The organism is Streptomyces sp. NPDC004539, from assembly GCF_040610055.1.
Taxonomy (GTDB): domain Bacteria; phylum Actinomycetota; class Actinomycetes; order Streptomycetales; family Streptomycetaceae; genus Streptomyces.
In genome coordinates, this window is the sequence record NZ_JBEXLS010000002.1 from 434,851 (window position 1) to 457,306 (window position 22,456).

Annotated in this window: 20 protein-coding genes; 5 read left to right on the forward strand and 15 right to left on the reverse strand. The window is 72.3% G+C overall.

Annotated features, from left to right (window positions below; genetic code table 11):
* Positions 1–15 precede the first annotated feature (15 nt).
* From ABZX85_RS05645 to ABZX85_RS05660, 4 genes are all read right to left on the reverse strand, one after another.
* On the reverse strand, positions 16–588 hold the full coding sequence (locus tag ABZX85_RS05645) for a GNAT family N-acetyltransferase (RefSeq protein WP_355862700.1): 573 nt from the start codon (positions 586–588) through the stop codon (positions 16–18).
* A gap of 173 nt (positions 589–761) precedes the next feature.
* Positions 762–2,057 (reverse strand): hypothetical protein, encoded by a 1,296-nt coding sequence (locus tag ABZX85_RS05650; RefSeq protein ID WP_355862702.1) that lies wholly within the window; start codon positions 2,055–2,057, stop codon positions 762–764.
* Between the two features lie 245 nt (positions 2,058–2,302).
* Positions 2,303–3,580, reverse strand: a complete 1,278-nt coding sequence (locus ABZX85_RS05655; RefSeq protein ID WP_355862704.1) for a GAF domain-containing protein — start codon at positions 3,578–3,580, stop codon at positions 2,303–2,305.
* A gap of 329 nt (positions 3,581–3,909) precedes the next feature.
* Positions 3,910–5,541 (reverse strand): acyl-CoA dehydrogenase family protein, encoded by a 1,632-nt coding sequence (locus ABZX85_RS05660; RefSeq protein WP_355862706.1) that lies wholly within the window; start codon positions 5,539–5,541, stop codon positions 3,910–3,912.
* Positions 5,542–5,633: 92 nt separating this feature from the next.
* Between ABZX85_RS05660 and ABZX85_RS05665 the strand changes: the two genes are divergently transcribed.
* A complete protein-coding gene (locus tag ABZX85_RS05665) occupies positions 5,634–6,788 on the forward strand; it encodes a YihY/virulence factor BrkB family protein (RefSeq protein WP_355862708.1) in 1,155 nt (384 codons plus the stop codon).
* Between the two features lie 148 nt (positions 6,789–6,936).
* Here the strand turns inward: ABZX85_RS05665 and ABZX85_RS05670 are convergent, their stop codons facing one another.
* Positions 6,937–7,770, reverse strand: coding sequence for an NAD(P)H-binding protein (locus ABZX85_RS05670; protein WP_355862710.1), 834 nt, complete (start codon positions 7,768–7,770; stop codon positions 6,937–6,939).
* 80 nt (positions 7,771–7,850) lie between these two features.
* Here ABZX85_RS05670 and ABZX85_RS05675 point away from each other — a divergent pair, with 80 nt between their 5' ends.
* Positions 7,851–8,783 carry an AraC family transcriptional regulator gene (locus ABZX85_RS05675; protein WP_355862712.1) on the forward strand — a complete coding sequence of 311 codons (933 nt, stop codon included), beginning with the start codon at positions 7,851–7,853 and terminating at the stop codon, positions 8,781–8,783.
* A 237-nt stretch (positions 8,784–9,020) separates the two neighbouring features.
* A complete protein-coding gene (locus ABZX85_RS05680; RefSeq protein WP_355862714.1) occupies positions 9,021–9,662 on the forward strand; it encodes a helix-turn-helix transcriptional regulator in 642 nt (213 codons plus the stop codon).
* A gap of 249 nt (positions 9,663–9,911) precedes the next feature.
* Here ABZX85_RS05680 and ABZX85_RS05685 read toward each other — a convergent pair whose 3' ends face one another.
* The gene (locus ABZX85_RS05685) at positions 9,912–10,310 is read right to left on the reverse strand and encodes a VOC family protein (RefSeq protein WP_355862716.1); all 399 of its coding nucleotides are present in this window, start codon (positions 10,308–10,310) and stop codon (positions 9,912–9,914) included.
* 173 nt (positions 10,311–10,483) lie between these two features.
* On the opposite strand from ABZX85_RS05685, the gene ABZX85_RS05690 reads away from it, so the two are divergent.
* The gene (locus ABZX85_RS05690; protein ID WP_355862718.1) at positions 10,484–11,002 is read left to right on the forward strand and encodes a DinB family protein; all 519 of its coding nucleotides are present in this window, start codon (positions 10,484–10,486) and stop codon (positions 11,000–11,002) included.
* A gap of 141 nt (positions 11,003–11,143) precedes the next feature.
* Here the strand turns inward: ABZX85_RS05690 and ABZX85_RS05695 are convergent, their stop codons facing one another.
* Both ABZX85_RS05695 and ABZX85_RS05700 read right to left on the reverse strand, forming a co-directional pair.
* A complete protein-coding gene (locus ABZX85_RS05695) occupies positions 11,144–11,761 on the reverse strand; it encodes a VOC family protein (RefSeq protein WP_355862720.1) in 618 nt (205 codons plus the stop codon).
* Positions 11,762–11,817: 56 nt separating this feature from the next.
* Positions 11,818–12,684, reverse strand: coding sequence for an aminoglycoside phosphotransferase family protein (locus ABZX85_RS05700; protein WP_355862722.1), 867 nt, complete (start codon positions 12,682–12,684; stop codon positions 11,818–11,820).
* A 125-nt stretch (positions 12,685–12,809) separates the two neighbouring features.
* Between ABZX85_RS05700 and ABZX85_RS05705 the strand changes: the two genes are divergently transcribed.
* Positions 12,810–13,460: a ThuA domain-containing protein gene (locus ABZX85_RS05705; RefSeq protein ID WP_355862724.1), complete on the forward strand. Its 651-nt coding sequence runs from the start codon at positions 12,810–12,812 to the stop codon at positions 13,458–13,460.
* A 7-nt stretch (positions 13,461–13,467) separates the two neighbouring features.
* Here ABZX85_RS05705 and ABZX85_RS05710 read toward each other — a convergent pair whose 3' ends face one another.
* The 7 genes from ABZX85_RS05710 to ABZX85_RS05740 all read right to left on the reverse strand — a co-directional run bounded on the left by ABZX85_RS05710 (position 13,468) and on the right by ABZX85_RS05740 (position 22,087).
* Positions 13,468–14,526, reverse strand: coding sequence for a LacI family DNA-binding transcriptional regulator (locus ABZX85_RS05710; protein WP_355862726.1), 1,059 nt, complete (start codon positions 14,524–14,526; stop codon positions 13,468–13,470).
* 214 nt (positions 14,527–14,740) lie between these two features.
* Positions 14,741–16,420, reverse strand: a complete 1,680-nt coding sequence (locus ABZX85_RS05715) for a family 43 glycosylhydrolase (protein ID WP_355862728.1) — start codon at positions 16,418–16,420, stop codon at positions 14,741–14,743.
* On the reverse strand, positions 16,417–17,322 hold the full coding sequence (locus ABZX85_RS05720; protein ID WP_355862730.1) for a carbohydrate ABC transporter permease: 906 nt from the start codon (positions 17,320–17,322) through the stop codon (positions 16,417–16,419). Before ABZX85_RS05720 ends, ABZX85_RS05715 begins: the two co-directional genes overlap by 4 nt.
* On the reverse strand, positions 17,322–18,206 hold the full coding sequence (locus ABZX85_RS05725; protein ID WP_355862732.1) for a sugar ABC transporter permease: 885 nt from the start codon (positions 18,204–18,206) through the stop codon (positions 17,322–17,324). The genes ABZX85_RS05720 and ABZX85_RS05725 overlap by 1 nt, the downstream gene beginning before the upstream one ends.
* Before the next feature lie 11 nt (positions 18,207–18,217).
* Positions 18,218–19,552, reverse strand: a complete 1,335-nt coding sequence (locus ABZX85_RS05730) for an extracellular solute-binding protein (RefSeq protein ID WP_355862734.1) — start codon at positions 19,550–19,552, stop codon at positions 18,218–18,220.
* A gap of 277 nt (positions 19,553–19,829) precedes the next feature.
* Complete coding sequence (locus ABZX85_RS05735) at positions 19,830–20,933, reverse strand: LacI family DNA-binding transcriptional regulator (protein ID WP_355862736.1); 1,104 nt, start codon at positions 20,931–20,933, stop codon at positions 19,830–19,832.
* 140 nt (positions 20,934–21,073) lie between these two features.
* Positions 21,074–22,087: a hydroxyacid dehydrogenase gene (locus ABZX85_RS05740; RefSeq protein WP_355862738.1), complete on the reverse strand. Its 1,014-nt coding sequence runs from the start codon at positions 22,085–22,087 to the stop codon at positions 21,074–21,076.
* Positions 22,088–22,456 lie beyond the last annotated feature (369 nt).

Here is a 22,456-nt window from a genome sequence, read left to right on the forward strand (position 1 = left end):
GCTTGTCGGCGCAGGTCAGCCCGGGTATGCGCCGGGCCAGGGACCCGGCGCCGCGACCTCGGCCTGCTCCTTGACCTCGGTGTCGTACAGCCGGAAGCCCCGGCGCTGGTAGTTCGCCAGCGCGTGCTCGCCGTCCAGGCTGCACGTGTGCAGCCACACCCGCTTCGTCGGCGTCCGCTGCGGCCAGCGTTCGGCCAGGTCCCAGGCGCGCGCGACGCCGTACGACAGGAGGTGACCGCCGATCCGGCGGCCCCGGAACGCCGGGAGCAGACCGAAGTAGGCGATCTCCACGACGCCGTCGTCCTGCGGGTCCAGCTCCACGTACCCGGCCGGGGTGTCCCGCTCGTACGCCACCCACGTCTCGGCACCCGGACGCTCCAGCTGCTCGCGCCAGCGGTCGTACGGCCAGGCGAGCCGGTCGATCCAGCGGATGTCGCCGCCGACCGAGGCGTACAGGAACCGGCTGAACTCCGGCGAGGGGACGGCCGCGCGCGCCACCCGCACATCGCCCTCCGGGGCGGCGGCGGGCAGCAGATCGGTCGGCGCGGACTGCTCCAGGGACCAGGTGGTCACGGGGATGTTGCTCATGCACGCCAGGGAATCATCCGGGCGCGGGATCTGTCGACGACCTGCGGGGACCGGCAGAGAAGGCACAGCAATCGGTTACCGCCGCGCGGCTACGGGCGGGGCAGGTGCCGCGCGGCTGAAGGTGGGCCGACATCGCACGGCTGAGGGCGCGCCCGGAGAGGGGCCGGCCGTCCTCACGAGCCGTCGTCGTCGCTCCACTGCTTCTTCGCCGCCCGGTCCACCGACGCCAGCGGCATCGCGAACAGGGTGCGGCCCGACTGGGACCAGACCTCGCCGGTCGCCGCCCAGTACGACAGGGACTGCGGGGCCTCGCTCCAGCAGGCGTGCTGGTCGGAGCCGTCGCACTCCGCGGCCGACGTCCCCTCGGTGTCCTGGCGCCACAGCGTGCCGTGCGCGTGGTCCGCGCCGGGCGCCTGGCTGACGTACCAGGCGTCGTCGCGGGAGAGCACCCCGCGCAGCCCTTCGACCTCCGTGCGGTACGCCTCGGTCGCCGCGACCCGGCCGTACATGTCGGCGGCCAGCAGACCGCCCCGGTCGGGCAGGGAGCTGAGGGCGTAGCGCCACAGCCGTGCCGAGCCGCCGTGCCGCGTCGACTCGCCGGCCACCAGGCTGTCGGGGACCGTGCTGCGGTCCAGGGAGATCGTGTCGGGGCGCGGGGAGCCCGCCCCCAGCCGGTAGGTGCCGACCGCCGGCAGCACGAACCGCGCCCGGTGGGCCGACCAGCCCCCGGCGACCCGGCCGACCGCGTCACCGTCGACCGAGGCCCGCTGGATACGGTTCATGTCGAAGACGTACAGCGCGGCGCCGTCCCCGTCGTCCGCGGTGACCAGCAGCTTGTCCTGGTACCAGACCATCCCGGTCAGCCCCGAGCGCAGCGCGCGGAAGTCCGCGCCGTCCGACACCGGCACCGCCAGCAGCACCCACGAGTACGTCAGCCGGTCCGGGTCGTTCGCGTCGACGAACGCCACCCGCGCGAACCCGCCGTCCGCCGCCGCCCCGGCGCGCGACCAGCCGGAGAGGATCACCCGGTTCGTGCCCCACACGCCGTCGTCGTCCGCGTCCCCGGACGTCGTCAGCGCGCCCGGCCGCCAGCCGAGGGTGTCCGCCGCGTCCCAGCAGTACGACGTCACCGGCTCGGGCGCGACGGGGAGCTGGCCGCGTTCGGCGGCCGTGCAGTCCGCGGAGTCCCGCAGCAGCCGGTCACCCGCCTCCAGCACCGCGCTCACCCCGACCGGCCGGCCCATGCCCGCCGACAGCCGGTCCAGCGACGTCTGCGGGACCAGGTCCTCCGTCATCCGCAGCGCGGTCGTGACCTCCACCTGCTTCAGCGCGCCCGGCGCGTCCGAGACGGTCGCCTGCGACGCGCTGATCATGGTCGCGGCGGCGGTGAGAGCGAGGGCGGTCCCGGCGAGGAACCCACGCAGCGCTCTTCCCCTACGGCGCCGGCGGTGGCGGCCACGTTGCGTCATTACGTCCTCCCGAGGCGGGCCAACTGCGCCTGTTGATCCTTGCGTTGACCGAGGAGCAGGTGGGGTGACCCGTAAAGGATGCTACGGCAGACGGCCCGTGCCCGGGAGGAAGACCCGGCAAAGGATGGGGAGAAAGCGTGTGCGGAAGCGTTTCCGAGGGATATCCCTATGCCGACTCCCTTGCCGAGCAAGGGTTTTCTGTCGATTTTCTTTCTGCGCTTTTCCCGCTGCATTTCTCTGTACGGCTAGGAGGCGCGCGCCCGTTGCACCGTCGCCGCCGCCGAGTGCGGGAGCAGGTCCCTCGGCTCGTCCGGCAGGACGACGTCGACCTCCGTGTCCTCCCGGAACCGGTACGGCCGATGCTCCAGGAACTCCCCGAGATAGCGCCGCACGCGCGACAGCTCGGCCCGCACGGTCACCGTCCGCGCCGGATCGCCGAACACCTCCTCCGCCAGCTCCGCCGCGCTGCGCCCCGCCGGACACACCGCGAGGAGATACAGCAACTCGGCGTGCCGCGGGCTGAGTTCCTGCGCCCAGGAGCCCACACCCCCGGAGACGGTCACCGACCAGCGCCGCGCCAGCGACAGATCCAGGGTGATCCGCGCCCCGCCGCAGCGCCCCCCGCCCGGCTCCACCGCCCGCACCAACCAGCCCCCGTCCAGCGGCTCCAAGGCGCACGGCCCGAGCGACGGCACCCAACCGGCGCCCGCCGCGGCCGACTTGGGCAGCGTGATGCGCTGGACGTACGGCATGCCCGTCACCGCCGCCGTCCACCCGTCCCGGTCCACGACCGCTGCCCGCCCGCCGAGCCGCGCCAGCACCGGCGCGGCCACCGCGCGCAGCCGCTGGAGCGAACCGAGGTGCGTCTCCCGCAGCCGCGCCTCCGCGAGCTTCGCCACCGACTCCACCCAGGCGAGCGTCGCCGGGTGCAGCGACTCGTGCGGGCCGCTCACGTCGACCACCCCGAGGAGCCGGCCGTCCCTCGGGTCCGTGATGGGGGCGCCCGCGCAGGTCAGGTTCGTCAGCGAGCGGACGAAGTGCTCGGCGGCGAACACCTGTACCGGCCGGCGCAGGACCGCCGGGGTGCCGATGCCGTTCGTCCCGGCGACCTCCTCGCTGAGGTCGGCGCCGAGGGCGAGGCCCACCTCGTCGGCCCTGCGCAGCACCGGGGAGCAGCCCTCCCGCCACAGCACCCGGCCCTCCTGGTCGGCGACGATCATGATGTGCCGGGCGTCGTCGGCGGCCGGCAGCAGCCCCGCCCGCAGCACCGGGACGACCTCCCTGAGCGGCGACTCCGCGCGCCGTCTGCGGACCTCGTCCGGGCCGAGCAGGCCGGGGCCGAACTCGTGGTCGGGGTTCACGCCGCGCCGCAGGACCCGGGTCCAGGACTGCTCGATCACCTTGCGCGGGACCTGGTGGACTCGGCGGCCCGGGCTGGAGGCGCGCGGCGGGTCGGAGGCGCGGGGCGGACGGGCGGCGTCCACGGCCGCGTTCTGCGCGGCGTTCATCGGCGGATTCGCCACGGGTGCCTCCGGAGACGACGTGGGGTGGAGCGTGAGGTGAAGAGGGAAGAGAGCCGGGCGCCGGTTGTCAAGGTTCATGGCAGCCGGCTGTCCATCCTGCCGCCCGACGGGACGTCCGGGCGTACGCGGGTCGGCGCGGCCGGGCCGTTGCAACCCCCTGCAACCCTGGTGAACGTACCTGCGGTGCTTGAAAATTGAGCCACGCCGACGAGAGCGGCGGCCCCGGTCTCGCAGGACCGGGGACGCGCGGGTGGTGCCGTGTCGGCGCGGCACCACCCCGTGGGCGGGGCTTCGCGGGGTTGTGCAACCGCTTCCACAACCCCCGCCCCTCACACGGCGCGGGCCCTCTCCACGATCGCCTCCAGGTCCAGTGTGTGCGGCAGCCCCCCGAACGTCGCCCCCGCGTCCCCGCCGAGCCGGGACGCGCAGAACGCGTCGGCGACCTCCGGCGGGGCGAAACGGACCAGCAGCGCCCCCTGGAGGACCAGGGCGAACCGCTCGGCCAGGCGCCGGGCGCGGGCCTCGGCGCCGTAGTGGTCGGCGAGTTCGGTCAGCAGGTCCTTGATCGCCGCGTCGAGACGGTGGTCGGCGCCCCGCGCCCGCCCCACCTCCCGGAGGTACGCGTCCAGCGCCGCAGGCTCCCGCCGGAGCACCCGCAGCACGTCCAGCGCCTGGACGTTCCCCGCGCCCGCCCCGACCGAGCCGAGCGGCGACTCCCGCACCAGCCGGGGCATCCCCGACTCCTCGACGTACCCGTTGCCGCCCAGGCACTCCGCGGCCTCCACGACGACCGGCGGGCACCGCTTCGTCACCCAGTACCTGGCGGCCGGCACCGCGATCCGCAGCAGCGCCCGCTCCTGCTCGCCCCCGTCGTCGAGGGCCGCCGCCAGCCGCATCCCGAGGGCCGTCGCCGCCTCCGACTCCAGCGCGAGGTCCGCGAGGACGCTCCGCATGAGCGGCTTGTCGGCCAGCTTCCCGCCGAACGCCTCCCGGTGCGCGCAGTGGTGGACCGCCTGCGCGACCGCCTGCCGCATCAGCCCCGCCGACCCCAGCACGGAGTCCAGCCGCGTCGCCGCGACCACGTCCATGACCGTGCGCACCCCGCGCCCCTCCGCCCCGACCCGCCGCGCCCACGTCCCGTCGAACTCCACCTCCGCCGTCGCGCCGGACCGGCTGCCGAGCGTGGACTTGAGACGTTGCAGCAGAAACCGGTTGCGGGAACCGTCCGCCAGCACCCGCGGCACCAGGAAGCAGGTCAGCCCTTCCGCCGCCCGCGCCAGCACCAGGAACCCGTCCGACATCGGCGCCGAACAGAACCACTTGTGCCCGGTGAGCACGTACGCGTCCGTTTCGGCAAGCGGTTGCGCAACGGTCGTGATCGCCCGGAGGTCGCTCCCGCCCTGCTTCTCCGTCAACGCCGTCCCCAGCAGGGCGCCCCCCTTCGAGGCGACGGGCCGCAACTCCCGTTCGTACAGCGCCGACGTCAGCGGCGCCTCCCACTCGGCGGCGAGCGAAGGCTCCGCACGCAGCGCCGGCACCGCCGCGTGCGTCGTCGACAGCGGACCGCACGTCCCCCCGTCGGCCTGCGCCCACACCAGCAACCCCGCCGCCCGCCGCACCTCCCCGCCCGGCCGCGACCGGACCCCGGCCAGCCCCGCGCCCACCCCCTTGCCGAGCAGCCGGTGCCACGCCGGGTGGAAGTCGACCTCGTCGACCCGGTTCCCGTACCGGTCGTGCGTCCGCAGCCGGGGCGGATTCTCGTCCGCCTGTACGGCCCACTCGCGCACCTGTGCGGAACCGGCCGACCTCCCGAGTTCGGAGAGTTCCGCGTGGGCGTCGTCACGTCCGTCGGGCGGCAGATGCCGGCCCACGGCGTCCACCAGGGCCCGGTCGGTGGCGTACATGTCGTACGCGGCAAGGGGAGGAGGCTGATTGGTCACGGTGTGGGTGGTACCTGCCATGGCGCGCAACCTATCCCCTCCACCGGCGTCACGTGCGCCGACGCCGTACCACCGGGATGAGTGGGACCTCCGGCGGCGGATACCTTTAGGGCGTGCAGCCAGCAAGTCAGTCATCCGAGCAACCCGAAGGCGCGACCGGGCGCTTCCACCGGGCGCGTGCCCTCTACCGGGACGTCTCCATGCGCAGGACCACCTGGCTGCTGCTCAAGGACACCGTCAACTCGTGCGTCGAGTACCGGATTCTGGGCCTCGCCGCAGAAGCCGCTTTCTTCACGTTGCTGTCCGTACCGCCGCTCCTGCTCAGCCTCATCGGCCTGCTCGGCTACGTCGACGACTGGACCGGCACCGACACCATCACGAGCCTGGAGATCAACCTCCTCGACGCCTCCCGGACGGTCCTGTCCGACAAGGGCGTCCAGCAGCTCGCCCAGCCGATCCTCGACGACGTGATGAAGGGCGGGCGGCCCGACATCATCTCGATAGGGTTCCTGTTCGCCCTGTGGTCGGGCTCCCGCGCGGTGAACGTGTTCATCGACACGATCACCGTCATGTACGGCCTCGACGGCGTGCGCGGCATCGTCAAGACCCGGCTCGTCGCGTTCGCCCTGTTCGTCGTCGCGCTCGTCATCGGGGCGATCGCGCTGCCGCTGATGGTCGCCGGGCCCGACGCGGTCGTCCGGATCGTGCCCTGGTCGGCGACGCTCGTGCAGCTGCTGTACTGGCCGGTCGTGATCCTGCTGTCGATCGCCTTCCTGACCACGCTGTACCACGTGTCGGTGCCCGTGCGCTCGCCGTGGATCGAGGACGTGCCGGGGTCGCTCGTCGCGCTCGCGATGTGGGTGCTGGGCAGCTTCCTGCTGCGGATCTACCTCCAGAACACCATCGAGGGCGCCACGATCTACGGCTCGCTCGCCGCCGCCGTCGCCGTCCTGCTGTGGATCGGCGTGTCCGCGTTCGCCGTGCTCGTCGGCGCGGCCGTCAACGCCGCGATCGACCGGGTCTGGCCCGCCGCCGCGACCGCCGCCGCCCGCGCCGCCAACGACCGGCTGCGCAAGGAGGAGGTCGTCGAGTACGTCGCCCGGATCTCCGCCGAGCAGGGCCGCGAGGACCCCGACGACCCCGACATGCCCTCCGAGTTCCCCGAACGCTGGTCCCGCTTCCTCCCCCACGAGAACGTCACGGCCCGGCTGCGGACACACGCGAAGACGGTGGCGAAGGCGGAGGGGGAGCAGCGCCGGGAGAAGTAGCGCCCGCCGCCGCGTGCCGGGAGGGAGTGGGGCCCGCCGCCGCGTGACGGGAGGAGTGGGGACGGCCGCGCGCCGGGAGAAGGCGGGCCCGCCGGTTTCCCTACGACGCCGGCGCGCGCGTTTGTGCAAGCGGTTGCCGCGGGTTTCCTCAGACCTTCCAGGCGCCCTCCGCCGCCGCCTCCCGCGCCCAGTCCCCGAAGTCGCGCGGGGCGCGGCCCAGGACCTCGTGGACGTCGTCCACCGACAGGAACGAGTTGTGGCCGTCCAGGAGGGAGGCGAACACCTCGGTCAGGAAGGCGACCTCCTCGGCCGGCATCCCGAACTCCGCGAGGACCCGCGCGTACCGCTCCGAGGTGACCGGCGTGTAGGTGAGATCGCGGCTCGCTGCCAGCCCGATCTCGGTGACGGCCTGCCGGAACGTCATCAGACGCGGCCCCGACAGGTCCAGCGCCCGCCCCACGTACCGGTCGCCCTCGGTGACCGTCCGCACGACGACCTCCGCGACGTCCGCGAGGTCCAGGAACGGCTCGGTCACCTCCTGCGCCGGGAACACCAGGTCACCGGTGAACCGCAGCCCATCCGCCAGCGGCCCCTCGCTGAGGTTCTGCGTGAACCACGAGGCCCGCACGACTGTCCAGTCCGCGCCCGACGCGCAGAGCGCCTCCTCCGCCGCCCGCGCCGACGCCTGCCCGCGCCCCGACAGCAGCACGAGCCGCCGCACACCGAGCGCAACCGCTTCCTGAGACAGCGCACCCACCGCCGCCCCCGCGCCCGGCGCGCCGATGTCCGGCGGATACACCAGATACACCGCGTCCGCGCCGCGCAGCGTCCCCGCCCAGGTCGAGGCGTCCGCCCACGAGAACCCCTGCGCCCGCGAGGCCGGCCGCACCGTCAGCCCCGCCGCCTCGGCGGCCCGCGCCACCCGGCGACCCGTACGACCGGTCGCGCCGGTCACCACCAATGTCATGTCCCGTTTCGTCATGCGTCCAGTCAAGCCGCGCCCGGCGCCGGGGCCCATCCGCGAGCGGCTCACCCCCATACGCGCGCGTCTACGCTGGCCGTATGGACCCACTCGCCGGACTGCTGGAGGGCCCGCGTGCCCGGGGCGCCTTCCTCGTCCGCGCCTGCTTCGACCCGCCGTGGAGCATCCGCGTCGAGGACCGGGCGCCGCTCACGGTGATGCTCCTGGTCCGCGGGGACGCCTGGGTCGTGCCGGATCACGGCAAGCGGTTGCAGTTGCGCGCCGGCGACCTCGCGATCGCCCGCGGCTTCGACCCGTACACCTGCGCCGACGACCCCGACACGCCCCCGCAGGCCCTCATCCTGCCGCGCGGCGCCTGCGCCCGCCCCGACGGGCGGCCCCTCAACGGCTCCATGGACCTCGGGGTGCGCAGCTGGGGCGACCGGCTCGACGGCTCGACCGTCTTCCTGATCGGCACGTACCTGCTGCACGGCGAGATCAGCAACCGGTTGCTGGACGCGTTGCCACCCTTGCTCTCCCTCACCGCCGAGGAGTGGCCGAACCCCCTCACGCCGGTCCTCATGGAGGAGATCGTCCGGGACGAACCCGGTCAGGAGGTCGTCCTCGACCGGCTCCTCGACCTCATCGTCATCTCCGCGCTGCGCACCTGGTTCTCCCGGCCCGAGGCCGCCGCGCCCACCTGGTACAAGGCACTCGCCGACCCCGTCGTCGGCCGGGTCCTGCGCCTCCTCCAGGACGATCCCGCCCACCCCTGGACCCTCAACGCGCTCGCGGTGAAGGCGGGCGTCTCGCGGGCGGCCCTCGTCCGCCGGTTCACGGAGCTGGTCGGCGAACCCCCGATGACGTACCTCACGAACTGGCGTCTCGCCCTCGCCGCGGATCTGCTGCGGGACACCGAGGACACGATCGGGGCGATCGCCCGCCGCGTCGGTTACGGCAGCCCGTTCACCCTCTCCAGCGCGTTCAAGAGGGTGTACGGGGTGAGTCCGCAAGAGCATCGGGGGCGGGCGTAGCGTGGGGATGTGTACGAGGAGCGGGCGTCTCGGCTGACCGGGGCGGTGGTGTGGACGAACGGGCCGGGGGCGCCGGCGCCGGGGGGCTCGCCGCGGTCGGGGGTCTCGCCGTCGTCGGGTGATTCGCCGTTGTGGGGTGGCTCGCCGTCGCCGGGTGGCGCGTCCTTGTCGGGTGCGGGGTTCTCATCGGGTGGCGCGTCCTTGTCGGGTGCGGGGTCCTCGCCGAGTGGCGCGTCCTTGCCGGGTGGCTCGCCGTCGCTCGGCGTCTCGCCGTCGTGGGGTGCCGTGCTGCCCGACGGGTGCATGGATCTGCTGTGGAGCGAAGGGCGGCTGCTGGTCGCGGGGCCCGACACCCGGGCGTACGTCCCCTCGGGGCCGGGGGTCTTCTGGGCGGGCGTTCGCTTCTTTCCCGGTACGGCGCCGGCACTGCTCGGGGTCCCGGCGTGTGAACTCCGAGACCTTCGGGTCGAGTTGGCCGATCTGTGGCCGGCGTCGGAGGTGCGTCGGCTCGCGGCGCGGGTGGAGTCGGCGGTGGATGTGGTGACGGGGCTGGAGGAGCTGGCGCTCGAACGGGCCGTGGCGCCCGATCCGTTGCTGGCGCGGGTGGTCGCCGGGCTGGACGCGGGGCGCTCGGTCTCGGAGGTCGCGGACGAACTGGGGGTGGGGGCGCGGCAGTTGCATCGGTGGTCGCTGAAGGCGTTCGGGTACGGGCCGAAGACGCTGGCCCGGATTCTGCGGTTGCAGCGGGCCTTGGGGTTGCTTCGGCGGGGGGTGCCGGCGGTGGAGACGGCCGTGCGGGCGGGGTATGCGGATCAGGCGCATCTGTCGCGGGAGGTGCGGGAGCTGACGGGGGTGACGCCGGGGAGGTTGGTGGGTTGAGGGGGGTTCGGGCTGGGTGGGGTCGGCGGGGTCTGGGGGATGGGGGGCGGCTCGACGGGGGCCGGCTTGGTCGGGGTCGGTTCGGCGGGGGCGGTTCGGTCGGGACCGGTTCGGCAGGGGCTGGCTCGGCGGGGGGCGGTTCGGTCGGGACCGGTTCGGTCTGGGCTGGCTCGGCAGGGGCTGGCTCGGCAGGGACCGGCTCGACAAGGGCCGGTTCGGTCGGGGGCGGCTGGATCGGGACCGGTTCCGCTAGGGCCGGTTCAGCGGGGCGAACAGATCCACCCCGTTGCCGTCCGGATCGTGCACCACCGCGTACCGCTGGCCCCACACCGCGTCCCACGGCTTCGCCTCGCCGTGGTACCCGGCCGCCGTCAACTCCTCGTACACGGCGTCCACTTCACCGGGGCCGTCGCACAGCAGCGCCAGCGAGGCGCGTCCGCCGGGGCCGGGTGTCTCGAAGCCGGGGAGGAAGGACCGTACGGTCTCCTCGGAGTCGAGCATGAGGCGCAGTCCGCCGGGGAGGGCGGCCTCGGTGTGCCCCTCCCGCTCGGCCCCTTCCGGGAAGGCGAACCCGAGGCGGCGGTAGAAGGCGACGGAGGCCGCCATGTCGTGGACGAGGAGACCGATGGCGTCGAATCGTGGAGTCATGGGGACACCGTAGGGAGGGGGCGTACCCCCGGTCTTGAAGAAAACGGACGTCCGGTCTTCAAGGAAACCCCGGCCTTCAAGGAAACCCCGGCCTCAAGGAACCCCGTCTTCAAGGACACAGACGTCCCCGGAAACCGTTTGCACAACCGCGCCCCCGCCACGAGGGTGTCCCGATGACCACCCCCGCACGCCTCGACCTCCTCCGCTGGCAGACCGACCTCGCCTGGTCCCTCTTCACGTACCACCTGGACCGCCTGGCACCGGCCGACCACCTCTGGGAACCTGCCCCCACCTGCTGGACCCTCCACCCGGACGGCGCCGGCGGCTGGACCCCGGACTGGGCCGACACCGAACCCGACCCGGTACCGGTCCCGACGGTCGCCTGGCTGACCTGGCACCTCGGCTGGTGGCTCGGCACGGCGACGGACCACCTCCGCGCCCACACCCCCCGAGCCCGCGAGGACGTCCACTGGCCGGGCCCGGACGACGCCGTCGCCTGGCTGCGCGGCCTGCACGAGGAGTGGACGTCGGCCGTGGCCGCCCTCACGGAGGCCGACCTGGACCACCCCTCCGCCCACCCCTGGCCCGCGGACGCCGGCCTCACCGTCGCCCACCAACTCGCCTGGGTGAACGCCGAACTCATGAAGAATGTCGCGGAGATCGGCCAACTCCGCCTGATCAGGGCGGCTTGACGCATCGTCAGTCGGAGGCGGGCCGGCCCGTCCGCCGAAGACGACCGGCCCGTCGGCGAAAGGCGCCCCCTCGTCGGCCGAACCGCGACCGCCTCCTCGGCCGAACCGCGGCCATCCCGTCGTCCGGACGCGACCGCCCCATCAGTCGAACGTGACCGCCCCGTTGGGCGTGTCGAGTGTGAACGAGATCCTCAACGGCCCTTCGGACACCGTCAGTTCGACATCGAGCGCGGCGAGCGCCGGCCGGATCGCCGACGGCTCCGGCACCGTCGCGGACAGCGCCAGCAGCGGCGTGACCGGCAGACCGTCGCTCGGATGCGGCGAGGAACCCCAGTCGATGAGGAACGGCACGAGCCCCGAGGAGTCGGCGGCGCCGTCGGTGAGCCGCCACGCGAGCAGCGTCCCGTCGGGCCGGCGACGGCTCATCGGCCGCACGTCGCCGGGGTCGTAGCCGCGCGCCCGCGCCGTCTCGACCGTCAGGTCGATGTCGGGCGGTTCGATCGCCCAGGACAGCGTGCGCGGCTCGGTCAGCCAGTCGATGCCGAACGGCGGCGCGCCGCCCTGTTCCGGATCGGGGCCGATGATCTCCAGGTAGGCCCGGCCGCCGAGGCCGACCAGATGGTTGCGGGTACCGAGCCCGACATGCACCCCGCCCGGAGCGGGCACGACCCCGGTCCGCCGGGCGAAGTCGTCGATGGTCGCGGCCAGTTCGGGCGTCGCGAGCACGAGATGGTCGAGCCGTGCGGGAATCGTGTTCATCCTGTACGAGCCTACGCGCAACACGTTCACCTCAGGACCTGTGGGACGGAAAGGACCTACCGGAAGTCGGCGAGGACGGCCTCCACCGCGCGCAGGCCCAGCTCGGACATGGCCGGATTGGTCGTCCGGTAGTAGTCGATGCCGCTCACGAACGTCAGTGCCCACCCGCGCCCCCGCGCCCAGGCCGCGTCGTCGAACCCGGCGGCCTCCCGGAACGCCGCCCGGTGCGCCGGGTCCAGCAGCGCCCACGCCGGTATCGCGTCGCAGGCCGGATCGCCGGTCCCCGACGCCCCGAAGTCGATGACCGCGCCCAGCCCGCCCCCGGAGACCAGGACGTTGCCGGGGATGAGATCGCAGTGCACCCACACCGGCGGCCCGTCCCACTCGGGCTGCGCGAGGGCGTGCTCCCAGGCCGCGAGCGCGGCGGGGACGTCGATGTCGTGCGCGGCCGTGCCGATCCAGGCACGCGTGGACGCGTCCCGGGCCCGCAGCGGCACACCCCGGTACCCGGTCGGCGCCCCGGTCGGGTCGGCCCGGCGCAGCGCGGCCACGAACTCGCCCAACTCCCGTGCGAAACCCGCTCCTTCGGCCCCCGTCGGATGCGTCCCCTCGATCCACCGGCACACCGACCAGGGGAACGGGTACCCCTCGGCGGGCCGCCCGAGCGCGACCGGTTCCGGCACCGGCACGGGCAGCGCGGACGCCAGCCTCGGCAGCCACGTCCCCTCGAACTCGGCCTGCTCGACGGCGTCCTCGACGATCGGCAGCCGGACGACCAGGTCGTCGCCCAGTCGGTAGATCGCGTTGTTGGTCGCCGCCGACCGCACCTCGGCCACCGGCAGCCCCGCCCACGCGGGGAACTGGCCGGCGAGCAGCCGTCGTACCAGAGCGGCGTCGGTCCGGATCTCGTTCTCGTGCATCATCAGCGCGGGACACTAGCCCGCCCGTCGGGTGCGCGGCACCCGTTTTTTCAGCAACCGGTTACCACGAAATTTTCGCTCGCCGGGAGAACACCTGCCCGGCCCGCCCGTCGGCATAGGGTCGTGCCATGGCCCCATGTCTGCTCGTCTACAGCCGCACCACCGGCTACCGCCACGACTCCATCCCGTACGCGGCGGACGCCCTGCGCAGGATCATGGGGGAGTGGACGGTCGACCACACCGAGGACCCGGCGGCCCTGGAGTCCCCGCTCGGGCGGTACGCGGCGGTCGTCTTCCTCTCCACGAGCGGCGAGGTCCTCACCCCGAAGGGCCGCGAGCGGTTCGCGGAGTACGTCGAGTCGGGCGGCGGCTTCGCCGGCGTCCACGCCGCGTCCACCACCGAGTACGACTGGCCCCACTACGGCGACCTCCTCGGCGCCCGCTTCGACCGCCACCCCGCCTACCAGCCCGGCAAGGCCCTCGTCGAGGACACGCAGCACCCCGCCACGCAACACCTCCCGAAGATCTGGGAGTTCACCGACGAGTGGTACGACTTCCGCACCAACCCCCGGGGTTCCGTAAGGGTGTTGCTCACCGCCGACGAGTCCTCCTACGAGGGCGGCGGCATGGGCGCGGACCACCCCCTGGCCTGGACCCGCGACCAGGGAGCGGGCCGCGTCTTCTACACGGCCCTCGGCCACGCGGAGGAGGCGTACGACGACCCCGCGTTCCGGGAACACCTGCGCGGCGGCATCTCCTGGGCCGCGCAGGTCTCCTGACGGTTCGTCAGACGCGGGCGCCGACCCGTGGCGCGGCCGTGCTCGCCCGTACGACGAGCCGCGTCGACAGCTCCGTACGCGTCCCCTCCGGGTGTTCGCCGTCCATCATCCGCACCAGCAGGCGCAGTGCGGTCGCGGCCATCTCGCCGAGCGGCTGGCGTACGGTCGTGAGGCCGGGGCTGGCCCAGCGGGACTCGGGGAGGTCGTCGAAGCCGACGACGCTGATGTCGTCCGGGACTCTCAACCCCGCCTGGGACAGGGCCTCGTAGACCCCGAGGGCCATGTGGTCGGAGCAGACGAAGACGGCGGTCGGCGGCTCCGGCAGATCGAGCAGTTCGCGCATCCGCTGCCGCGCGGTGGCCTCCTCGAAGGAGCCGTAGCGGATGTACTCGGGCCGCTGCGGCAGCCCCGCCGCCGCCAGCGCCGAACGGTAGCCCGCCACCCGCGCGTTGCTGCACTGCTTGCGTCTGCGCCCGGCGACGACGGCGATCCGCTCGTGCCCGAGCGCCAGCAGGTGTTCCGTCGCGCTCACCCCGCCCTGCCAGTTCGCCGCGCCCACCGAGACCGCGCCGGGCGGCGGTTCGTGCGCCGGGTCGATCATCACGTACGGGATGCGGTGCTGTTCGAGCCACGCGTACTGCGAGTCCGTCAACTCGGCCAGGTTGAACAGGACTCCGGCCGAACCGCGGGTGGTGAGCTTGTCCAGCCAGCCGCGTTGCGGCCGGTCCCCGCGGGCGGAGCGGCCGAGGCCGGCCGAGACGACGACGTCCAACCCGGCCTCGTGCGCGGCCTGTTCGACGCCGTGCAGCACCGCGCCGGACCAGGAGCTGTCCAGCGAGTGCACGACCAGGTCGACGAGCCGGGGCGGCTTCGACGCGTCGAACCGCGGCCTGCGGACGTACCCCAGCCGGTCCAGCGCCTCGGTTACCCGGCGCCGGGTCTCCGGCGCGACGTCCTCCCGGCCGTTGACGACCTTGGAGGCCGTCGGCACCGACACCCCCGCCTCGCGCGCCACGACCGCCAGCGTCGGTCCGGCCGTCACGTTCGGACTCGCCGTGCGGACCATAGGGAACCCACCTCTCCGGCCCGCCGTTGGGCCAGCGAAAGCTCGACCAGCGCTGTTTCGGCCGTTTTCGTGCCCCCGGCCGACAGAAAGCGCTTGCTATCCTAAAGGCGCCACAGCGTGACGGGAAGACACCGGGAGTCACGGGTTCGCCTGGCCGGAATCGCGGACGTGAACTTTCGAAACCCCGAACAACCGGGGGGAACTCTGCGGTGATTCAGCGTGATTCGTGCGGCGACTCCTCGCACTCCAGACGGAAGTCCCGGAAGTCCGCCGTGAACGAGGCGTCGACGAGATCGCGGGCGTGAATGCCCGCGAGGGTGCCCGTGAAGCGCAGTCTCCCGCCGTGGTCGTCGGAGAGCCGGCCCATGTCGAGCGGCGGGCCGACCGGCGTGTACCCGTCCTCGCTGAGGTGCCAGAAACGGGCCTCGGCACCCTCGACCGAGACGCCGAGCGTGAGCGGCCCGCGCGTGTCGACGTCCACCACCGCGACCTCGCGCGTCCCCGTCTCGTCCCGGTCGATCAGGCTGAGGACCGTGCGGCCCCCGCCGCGCCACTGCTGGCCGCGCTGCCTCTCGCCCGGGGGCTCCCGCCAGGTGAGGTCGAGGCTGAGGTACGCCTCCGCGTCGTAGCGCAGGATCAGGCCGGCGGCCTGGGTGAACGTCGTGGGGTGGGCCTCGACGGTGACCTGGGCGACGGCGTGGTGCTCGGTGAGGCGCTGGGCCAGCAGGCTCTGGGACCAGCGGGACTCCGGTCCCTGACGGCCGCGGAGCCTGATCCAGCCGGGGCGGGAGGCGGTGTCGGCCCAGCTGGGTGAGGGGGGTTCACGGAGGGTGCTCCAGGGCCAGCCCAGGGAGGGCGGCGCCGGGTCCGGGGGCTGGTCTCCTGTGTGCGGAAACGTTTCGGACAGCGGCCCGGCCGTGGGCACGCCCTCCGCCGCACGGCCGGACGTCCCGGCCGTCGGTACGGTGACCTCCCGCGCCGGATGCCACCCCCCGCCCCTCAGCCGGGGCCACCCCTCCTCGTCCCACTCCACCGCCTGGACGGCCGTCTCCCGGCCCAGCGTGCAGCGCGGGCCCTGAGGGGTGTGGACCGGCCGGCCCACCAGGTGGCTGAGGAACCACTCGCCGCCTGCCGTCTCCACCAGCTCCGCGTGCCCCGCCTTCTGGAGCGGCAGCGAGGGGTCGTCCCGGGAGGTCAGCAGGGGGCGGTCGGCCACCTCGTACGGGCCGGTGAGGGCGCGGCTGCGGGCGGTCAGGACGCCGTGCTCGAAACCCGTGCCGCCCTCGGCCAGTACCAGGTGGTACCAGCCGTCGCGCTTCAGCAGCTTGGGCCCCTCGACGAGCCGTTCGTGCCGTTCACGCTGGAGCAGCAGGTGCGTGTCGCCGAGGGGCTTCAGCGTCACCCGGTCCAGTTCCGTCGCCGTGATCCCCGAGAAGCGGTTCCCGGCGGGGCGGTGGTCGTTCTGGAGGTTGAGCAGCCACAGCCGCCCGTCCTCGTGGAAGAGGGCGGGGTCGAAGCCGTGACTCGCCACCCGGCGCGGCTCCGACCAGGGGCCGGCGACGCCGGGCGCGGTGGTGACGTACGTGTCCAGGTCGAAGTACGGCGTGCCGACCGAGCGGACGATCGCGTACACCATCCAGAACGACTCGCCGTCCCAGCTCAGCGACGGCGCCCAGATGCCGGCCGAGTCGGGCACCCCGGCGAGGGAGCCGCCCGGGACGGCGCCCTCGACATGGCCGGCGTGCTCCCAGTGCGCGAGGTCGCGGGAACGGTGGATCGGGATCGTCGGGAACCACTCGAACGAACTCGTCGCCACGTAGTACCAGTCACCCGCGCGCACCAGCGAGGGGTCGGGGGCGAAGCCGCGGATCACCGGGTTGCGCAGGACCGTCACTTGAGGGCTCCCAGGGTGACGCCCGAACGCCAGTAGCGGCGCATCGCGACCATCATGACCGCCATCGGGACGATCGACAGCAGCGCGCCCGTCAGCACCAGGCTCGTCAGGTCGACGCCCGACTCCAGGCGTTTGCCGGACCAGTTGTAGAGGCCGATGTTCAGCGTCCAGTTGTTCTCGCCGCGCAGCACCGTCAGCGGCAGGAAGAAGGAGTTCCAGGTGTTGACGAAGGCCAGCAGGAACACCGTCGCCCCGCCGGTCGTCATCATGCGCAGCACGATCGAGAAGAAGATCCGCAGCTCGCCCGCGCCGTCGAGGCGGGCCGCCTCCAGGAGCTCGTAGGGGATCGTCGACTCGGTGTAGACCTTCGCGAGATACACGCTGAACGGGTTGATCAGACAGGGCACGAGCATCGCCCAGGGCGTGTCGACCATGCCGATCTCGGAGAACAGCAGGTACAGCGGGAGCGTCAGCAGGGCGATCGGGATGAGGAACGAGCCGACCACCGACGCGAAGACCAGACCCCGGCCGGGGAAGTCGAAGCGCGCGAGGCCGTACCCGGTGGCGAGGGCGATCAGGGTGCCGCCGAGGGAGCCGACGCCCGCGTAGAGCAGGGAGTTGGCGGTCCAGCGCAGGAAGATGCCGTCCTCGTAGGTGAACAGCTGGTGCAGGTTGTCCCAGAGGTGCCAGCCGGAGAACCACAGGCCGTTGGACTGGTACAGGCCCGTGCGGTCCTTCGTGGCCGCCACGATCAGCCACCACACCGGGAAGAGGCTGTACACGCTCGCGAGGACGAGCCCGACGAGCAGGAAGCGCTGGCCGCCGCGCGAACTGCCGCGCGGATCGGGCTTGGTGAGCCTGCGTACGGCCGTCTTCGGCGCGCGGTCTTGGGTGAGGGTCATCAGTCGGCCTCCCTCGATGTCAGCCGGTAGAAGACGAAGGAGGCGAGACCGAGGATCAGCGCGAGGAGCACCGACAGGGTCGCGGCGTAGTGGTAGTTGCCGGCGTTGAACGCCTGGTTGTAGATGATCATGATCGGGGTGAAGCTGTCGTTGACCGTCTGCGGGGTGACGTTCCTGAACAGGGCCGGTTCGTTGAAGAGCTGGAGCATCTGGATGATGGACAGCAGCCCGGTCAGCACCAGCGCGCCCCGGATGTACGGCACCTTGACGCTGCGGGCGATCCTGAGCTCCGAGGCGCCGTCCAGCCGGGCCGCCTCGAACAGCTCGCGCGGGACCGCCTGGAGCGCGGAGTAGATGATCACCATGTTGTAGCCGATGCCGTGCCAGGTCAGGAGGTTGCCGATGGACGGCCACACCATCGACGGCGCGAAGAAGTTCCAGTGCAGGCCCAAGGCGTCGCCGATCGCGGTCAGCGGGCCGACGTCCGGGCTGTAGAGGTTGATCCAGACGAGCGCCGCGACGACCCCGGGGATCATGTACGGCACGAGCAGCAGGATGCGGAAGCGGCTCGCGGCCCGCGAGGTCGCCGCGTCGAGCAGGAGCGCGAGGACCAGGCTGATCAGCAGCATCACCGGGATCTGCACACAGGCGAAGAGCACGACCCGCAGTACGGAGCCCATGAACGCGGAGTCCGTGAGCCCCTCGCGGTAGTTGGCGAGGCCCGTGAACTTCTCCGTCGAGCCGCCGAGCCCGAGCCCGGACTGCTGGACGCGGAACAGCGACTGGTAGACGGCGTACCCGATCGGGATCAGGTACAGGAAGACGAAGCCGAGCTGGAAGGGCACCGTGAACGCGGCACCCTTCCAGCGCTGGGAGCGAATCATCGGAGAGCTCCTCAGCCCTTCACGCTGATGCCGCGGGACTTCAGGTCGTCGACCGTCCACTTCTGCATGTGCGCCAGCAGGTCGGTGACCTTCTGCTGCTTGCTGACCACCTTGGCCCAGCCCGCCTGCAACTCGGTGAACATCGCCGTCCAGTTCGGGCCGAACGTCCAGTCCGTCGTGACCGTGCCCAGGCTGTCGCTGACGACCTTCTTCGCCGGGTCGTAGTGCGTGCCCAGCAGCTTCTGGGAGATCGACTCGTCGATGTAGGAGCTGGTGTCGGCGAGGGCGGGCATCACGCCGTTGCCGGTCTCGGGGCTCGCCAGCGTCTTGACCGCGCCCGGGTCCGTCGACATCCACAGCGCGGCCTCGGCGGCCTGCTTCTGGTGCTTGCAGTCCTTCGTGACCAGCGTGACGCTGCCCGTCAGGTTCGTCCCCGCGGGGGTCTTCGCGGCCTCGCCCGCGAACGTCGGCCAGGGCGTCAGCGCCCACTGGCCGAACGACTTGGTGAAGTTCTGCACCATGCCGGCCATCTGCCAGGTCGAGATCTGCCGCGTGACCGTGCCGCCGTTGTCGTAGTTGCGCTGCACGGCCGCGTAGTCCGCGAAGGAGAGCGTGGAGTTGAGGTCGTTGTCGATGACGTCCTGGATGACCTTCGCGGCCTTCAGGGTGCCCGCGTCCTGGAAGTCGATCTTCCAGGCGCCGCCGTCGATCGCGTACCAGTGCGCGCCCGCCTGCATCGCGAGGACCTCCAGCGTCGAGGGGTCCTCACCGGCGTAGTTGGTGATCTTGACGCCGTGCTTCTTCAGCTCCTTGCCGGCCGCGACGAACTCGTCCCACGTCGTGGGCGGCTCGACGCCGTACTTCTGGAAGACGTCCGCGCGGTAGATCGTGAAGTTCGGCGAGGAGCTGGTGGGGACGCCGTAGAACTTGCCCTGGACCTGGGCGCTCGCCCAGGAGCCGGCGTTGAACTTGTCCTTGCTGGACTCGACGTACTGCGAGATGTCGGCCAGGGCGTCCTGGGAGACCCACGTCGTGACGTATTCGGCGGTGTTCTGCGCCAGGCAGGGGGCGTTGCCCGCCTTCACCGCGTTGGTCAGCTGCTTCTGCATCGTCAGCTGGTCGGTGACCTTCGTGTACTTGAGCTGGACGTCCTTGTGCGACGCGTTGAACGCCTTGACGACCGCCTCCTGCCCGTTCGCCCAGCCCCAGTAGGGGAGCGTGACCGGGCCCGACGCCGAGGAGTCCCCGTCGTCACCCGAACCGCCGCATGCGGCGAGCAGACCTGTCAGCGCGATTCCCGCGGCGGCGGCGCGGGCGATCCTTCTGCGGGGGCTGATGGCATTCATCTGACCGTGTTCCTTCGGGAAGTAGGCGTCTCGGCGAGGCGAGAGCGGCGGCTCGGTACTGGCCGTGGGAGGTGACCGGACGGCTGGGAGGTGCGGCGTCGGGTCCGGCTCAAGCAGAAGCGGTAGTAACCGGTTGCTGTGACCGTAGGCCGACGGGAACGGCATTATCAAGAGGCGTGCGGGAAAATGTTGGGCGTATCGGCCCGGAATCCGGTAACCGCTTACGGTCGGCGGAGACGGCGTGCCGGCTCTTCAACTCCGGGGTGCGCGGCGGGAGTCAGCGCAGTGTGCGGGGCGGGCGCACCGAGTCGCGGACGACGACATGGGTGCCCAGGATCAGATGCTCGGCCTCCGCCGGACGCTCCGGCCCGGCGAGACCGGAGGCGGCCCTGCGGTCGGCCACCGCCCGCAGCGCGACCCGGCCCATCTCCTCGTACGGCACATGCACCGTCGTGAGGCCCGGCGTCAGCTGCGAGGCCAGCGGGATGTCGTCGTACCCCACCACCGACACGTCGTCCGGCACCTTCAGGCCCACCGATCTGAGCGCCTGCATCGCGCCCGCCGCCACCACGTCCGTCCCCGCGAGGACCGCCGTGAACCCCGGGGTCCGCGCGAGGGCCTGCTGGACCGCCGCGTACCCGTGCTCGTAGTCGTACGAACCGCGCCGCACGAGCCCCGGGTCGAACGGCACGCCGTACGCCTCGAACGCCCGGCGGGCGCCCGCCAGCCGGCCCTGGGCGGTGGTCAGCCCGGCCGCCCCCGGCAGCACCAGGATTCTGCGGTGGCCGGCCGACAGGAGGTGGCTGGCCATCGCGTAGGCCCCCGCCTCGTTGTCGTAGTCCACCGTCGTCGCCGGGACGTCGCCCTCCAGCGGCGGTCTGCCGACCAGGACCAGATGCGACCCCGCCGCGTCCAGCGAGCGGGCGAAGCGGCTCATCCGCGTCTGGTACTCCGTGCGGTCGTAGGCCCCGCCGAGCAGCACCACGGCCGCCACGCCCTGCTGGCGCATCAGGTTGACCAGCGCCAGCTCCCGCTCGGGGTCCTCCCCGGTGGTGCCGACCAGGGAGAGCCAGCCGCGCAGCGTCGCCGCGCCCTCGACGCCCTTGGCGACATGGGCGAACGCGGCTCCCGTGATGTTGTTCATCAGGATCGCCACCGTCGGCGTACCCCCGCCGGCGAGGGATCTCGCATGCGCGTTCGTCACGTAGTCCAGGTCGCGGACGACCTTCATCACCCGGCTGCGGGTCGCCGCGGCCACCGGGTAGTTGCTCACGCCGAGCACCCGGGAGACCGTCGCCACCGAGACCTCCGCCTCCTTGGCGACATCCCTTATCGTCACCCGGCGCTTGGACCGTGTCACGCCCTTCTTTCGCTCACTCACCGTCATGAATCCTTCCGGTCATGGGGGGTTCACCAGCCCCGGACGCCCTCTTCGCCCGAGCCGGTGACGGAAAGGTATCCCAGGACGCGACCACCCGTGCGGGCCTGTGGATAACTCTTGTTCATGCAGGTCAGAGCAGGTCAGGCGCTTCTGGCGAGGTCCGCTCGGCGTACCTCGTGCGTCAGCGGGAGGCCCTTTGTGAGCCGCTCCGCCTCGGAGACGACGATCTCGCCGAGCCGTCGCAGTTCGTTACCGAGGGAGCCCGCGATGTGCGGGGTGAGGATCACGTTGGGCAGCGTGTACAGCGGCGAGTCGGCGGGCAGCGGCTCCGGGTCGGTGACGTCGAGGACCGCGCTCAGCCGGCCCGCCACCACCTCGTCCGTGAGCGCGGCGTGGTCGACCAGCGCGCCCCGGGAGGTGTTGATCAGGACACCGCCGTCGGGGATCAGGGAGAGGCGGGCGCGGTCCAGCATGTGGTGGGTCTCGGGGATGTCCGGCGCGTGCAGGCTGACGATGTCGCTGCGCGTCAGCAGCTCCTCCAGGGACATCAGCCGGGCGCCGAGCCGGGCCGCCTCGCCGCTGTCGACGTACGGGTCGTGCAGCAGCACCTCGAAGTCGAACGGCCGCAGCAGTTCGAGGAGCCGGCGTCCCACCCGCGACGCCCCGATCACCCCGACCCGGCGGCCCAGATTGCCGATCGGCGCGGTCTCGGCGGGCGTCGGCTGCGCGTGCGTACGTCGGTAACTCTCGCGCAGGGAGAAGAAGTTCTTCCCGCAGAGCAGGATCATCGCGAGCGTGTACTCAGCGACGGGTACGGCGTTGGCGGTGACGGCGCTGGAGACGCTCACGCCGCGTTCCCACAGGGCGTCCCCGACCAGGGAACGGACCGAGCCCGCGGCGTGCAGCACGGCACGCAGCTTCGGCGCGGCGGCCAGCGCGCCGGGATCGAGGCTCGGACAGCCCCAGCCGGTGATCAGGATCTCGGCGCCGGCCAGCGCGGAGGCGGCGGCCGGATCGGTGAACTCCCGCACGACGAGGGCGGGATCGATGTCGGCCGTCCGGCGCAGCCGCTCCAGCACCGGCTCCGGGAACAGCAGGGGGAGGTGCACCGGGTCCATGGCGAACACGGCCCTGGGCAGCGGGGCACTGGGCATGACTCTCCTGAGGATGCGTACGGGAAACGTTTACTGAAAGCGTCTTCTACCGTAAATCTGTCGCCGAGCCATGGTCAATCAGTCGGGACGGATCAACTGAGCTGCCCATATCCCCCTTCTGTCCGGTTTTTGTGGGGAGATGGGGGTGGTGAAGCGGCTGGTCCGAGGAGTGTGTTGTCACAACCGGTTGCCTCCTCCATGGGTGGGTGGATTGTGTGAATCCGGCGAACGGGGCCTTTGGTCGTCGGTGGTCCCGGTGGCTCGGGGTGATTGGCGAATGCCCAGGTCGGAGGAGTTTCCCGGGTGTGAGGGCGGCGTTTTGGGGAGGGTCCGGGGGTTGACTGGGTACGTGCACAGAGTTTTCGAAAA

Excerpts from the sequence above, each read along its gene's own strand:
- ABZX85_RS05645 (WP_355862700.1), bottom strand. The coding sequence starts at position 588 with ATGAGCAACATCCCCGTGACCACCTGGTCCCTGGAGCAGTCCGCGCCG.
- ABZX85_RS05650 (WP_355862702.1), bottom strand. The coding sequence starts at position 2,057 with ATGACGCAACGTGGCCGCCACCGCCGGCGCCGTAGGGGAAGAGCGCTG.
- ABZX85_RS05660 (WP_355862706.1), bottom strand. The coding sequence starts at position 5,541 with ATGGCAGGTACCACCCACACCGTGACCAATCAGCCTCCTCCCCTTGCC.
- ABZX85_RS05670 (WP_355862710.1), bottom strand. The coding sequence starts at position 7,770 with ATGACGAAACGGGACATGACATTGGTGGTGACCGGCGCGACCGGTCGT.
- ABZX85_RS05675 (WP_355862712.1), top strand. The coding sequence starts at position 7,851 with ATGGACCCACTCGCCGGACTGCTGGAGGGCCCGCGTGCCCGGGGCGCC.
- ABZX85_RS05685 (WP_355862716.1), bottom strand. The coding sequence starts at position 10,310 with ATGACTCCACGATTCGACGCCATCGGTCTCCTCGTCCACGACATGGCG.
- ABZX85_RS05690 (WP_355862718.1), top strand. The coding sequence starts at position 10,484 with ATGACCACCCCCGCACGCCTCGACCTCCTCCGCTGGCAGACCGACCTC.
- ABZX85_RS05695 (WP_355862720.1), bottom strand. The coding sequence starts at position 11,761 with ATGAACACGATTCCCGCACGGCTCGACCATCTCGTGCTCGCGACGCCC.
- ABZX85_RS05700 (WP_355862722.1), bottom strand. The coding sequence starts at position 12,684 with ATGATGCACGAGAACGAGATCCGGACCGACGCCGCTCTGGTACGACGG.
- ABZX85_RS05705 (WP_355862724.1), top strand. The coding sequence starts at position 12,810 with ATGGCCCCATGTCTGCTCGTCTACAGCCGCACCACCGGCTACCGCCAC.
- ABZX85_RS05710 (WP_355862726.1), bottom strand. The coding sequence starts at position 14,526 with ATGGTCCGCACGGCGAGTCCGAACGTGACGGCCGGACCGACGCTGGCG.
- ABZX85_RS05720 (WP_355862730.1), bottom strand. The coding sequence starts at position 17,322 with ATGACCCTCACCCAAGACCGCGCGCCGAAGACGGCCGTACGCAGGCTC.
- ABZX85_RS05725 (WP_355862732.1), bottom strand. The coding sequence starts at position 18,206 with ATGATTCGCTCCCAGCGCTGGAAGGGTGCCGCGTTCACGGTGCCCTTC.
- ABZX85_RS05730 (WP_355862734.1), bottom strand. The coding sequence starts at position 19,552 with ATGAATGCCATCAGCCCCCGCAGAAGGATCGCCCGCGCCGCCGCCGCG.
- ABZX85_RS05740 (WP_355862738.1), bottom strand. The coding sequence starts at position 22,087 with ATGCCCAGTGCCCCGCTGCCCAGGGCCGTGTTCGCCATGGACCCGGTG.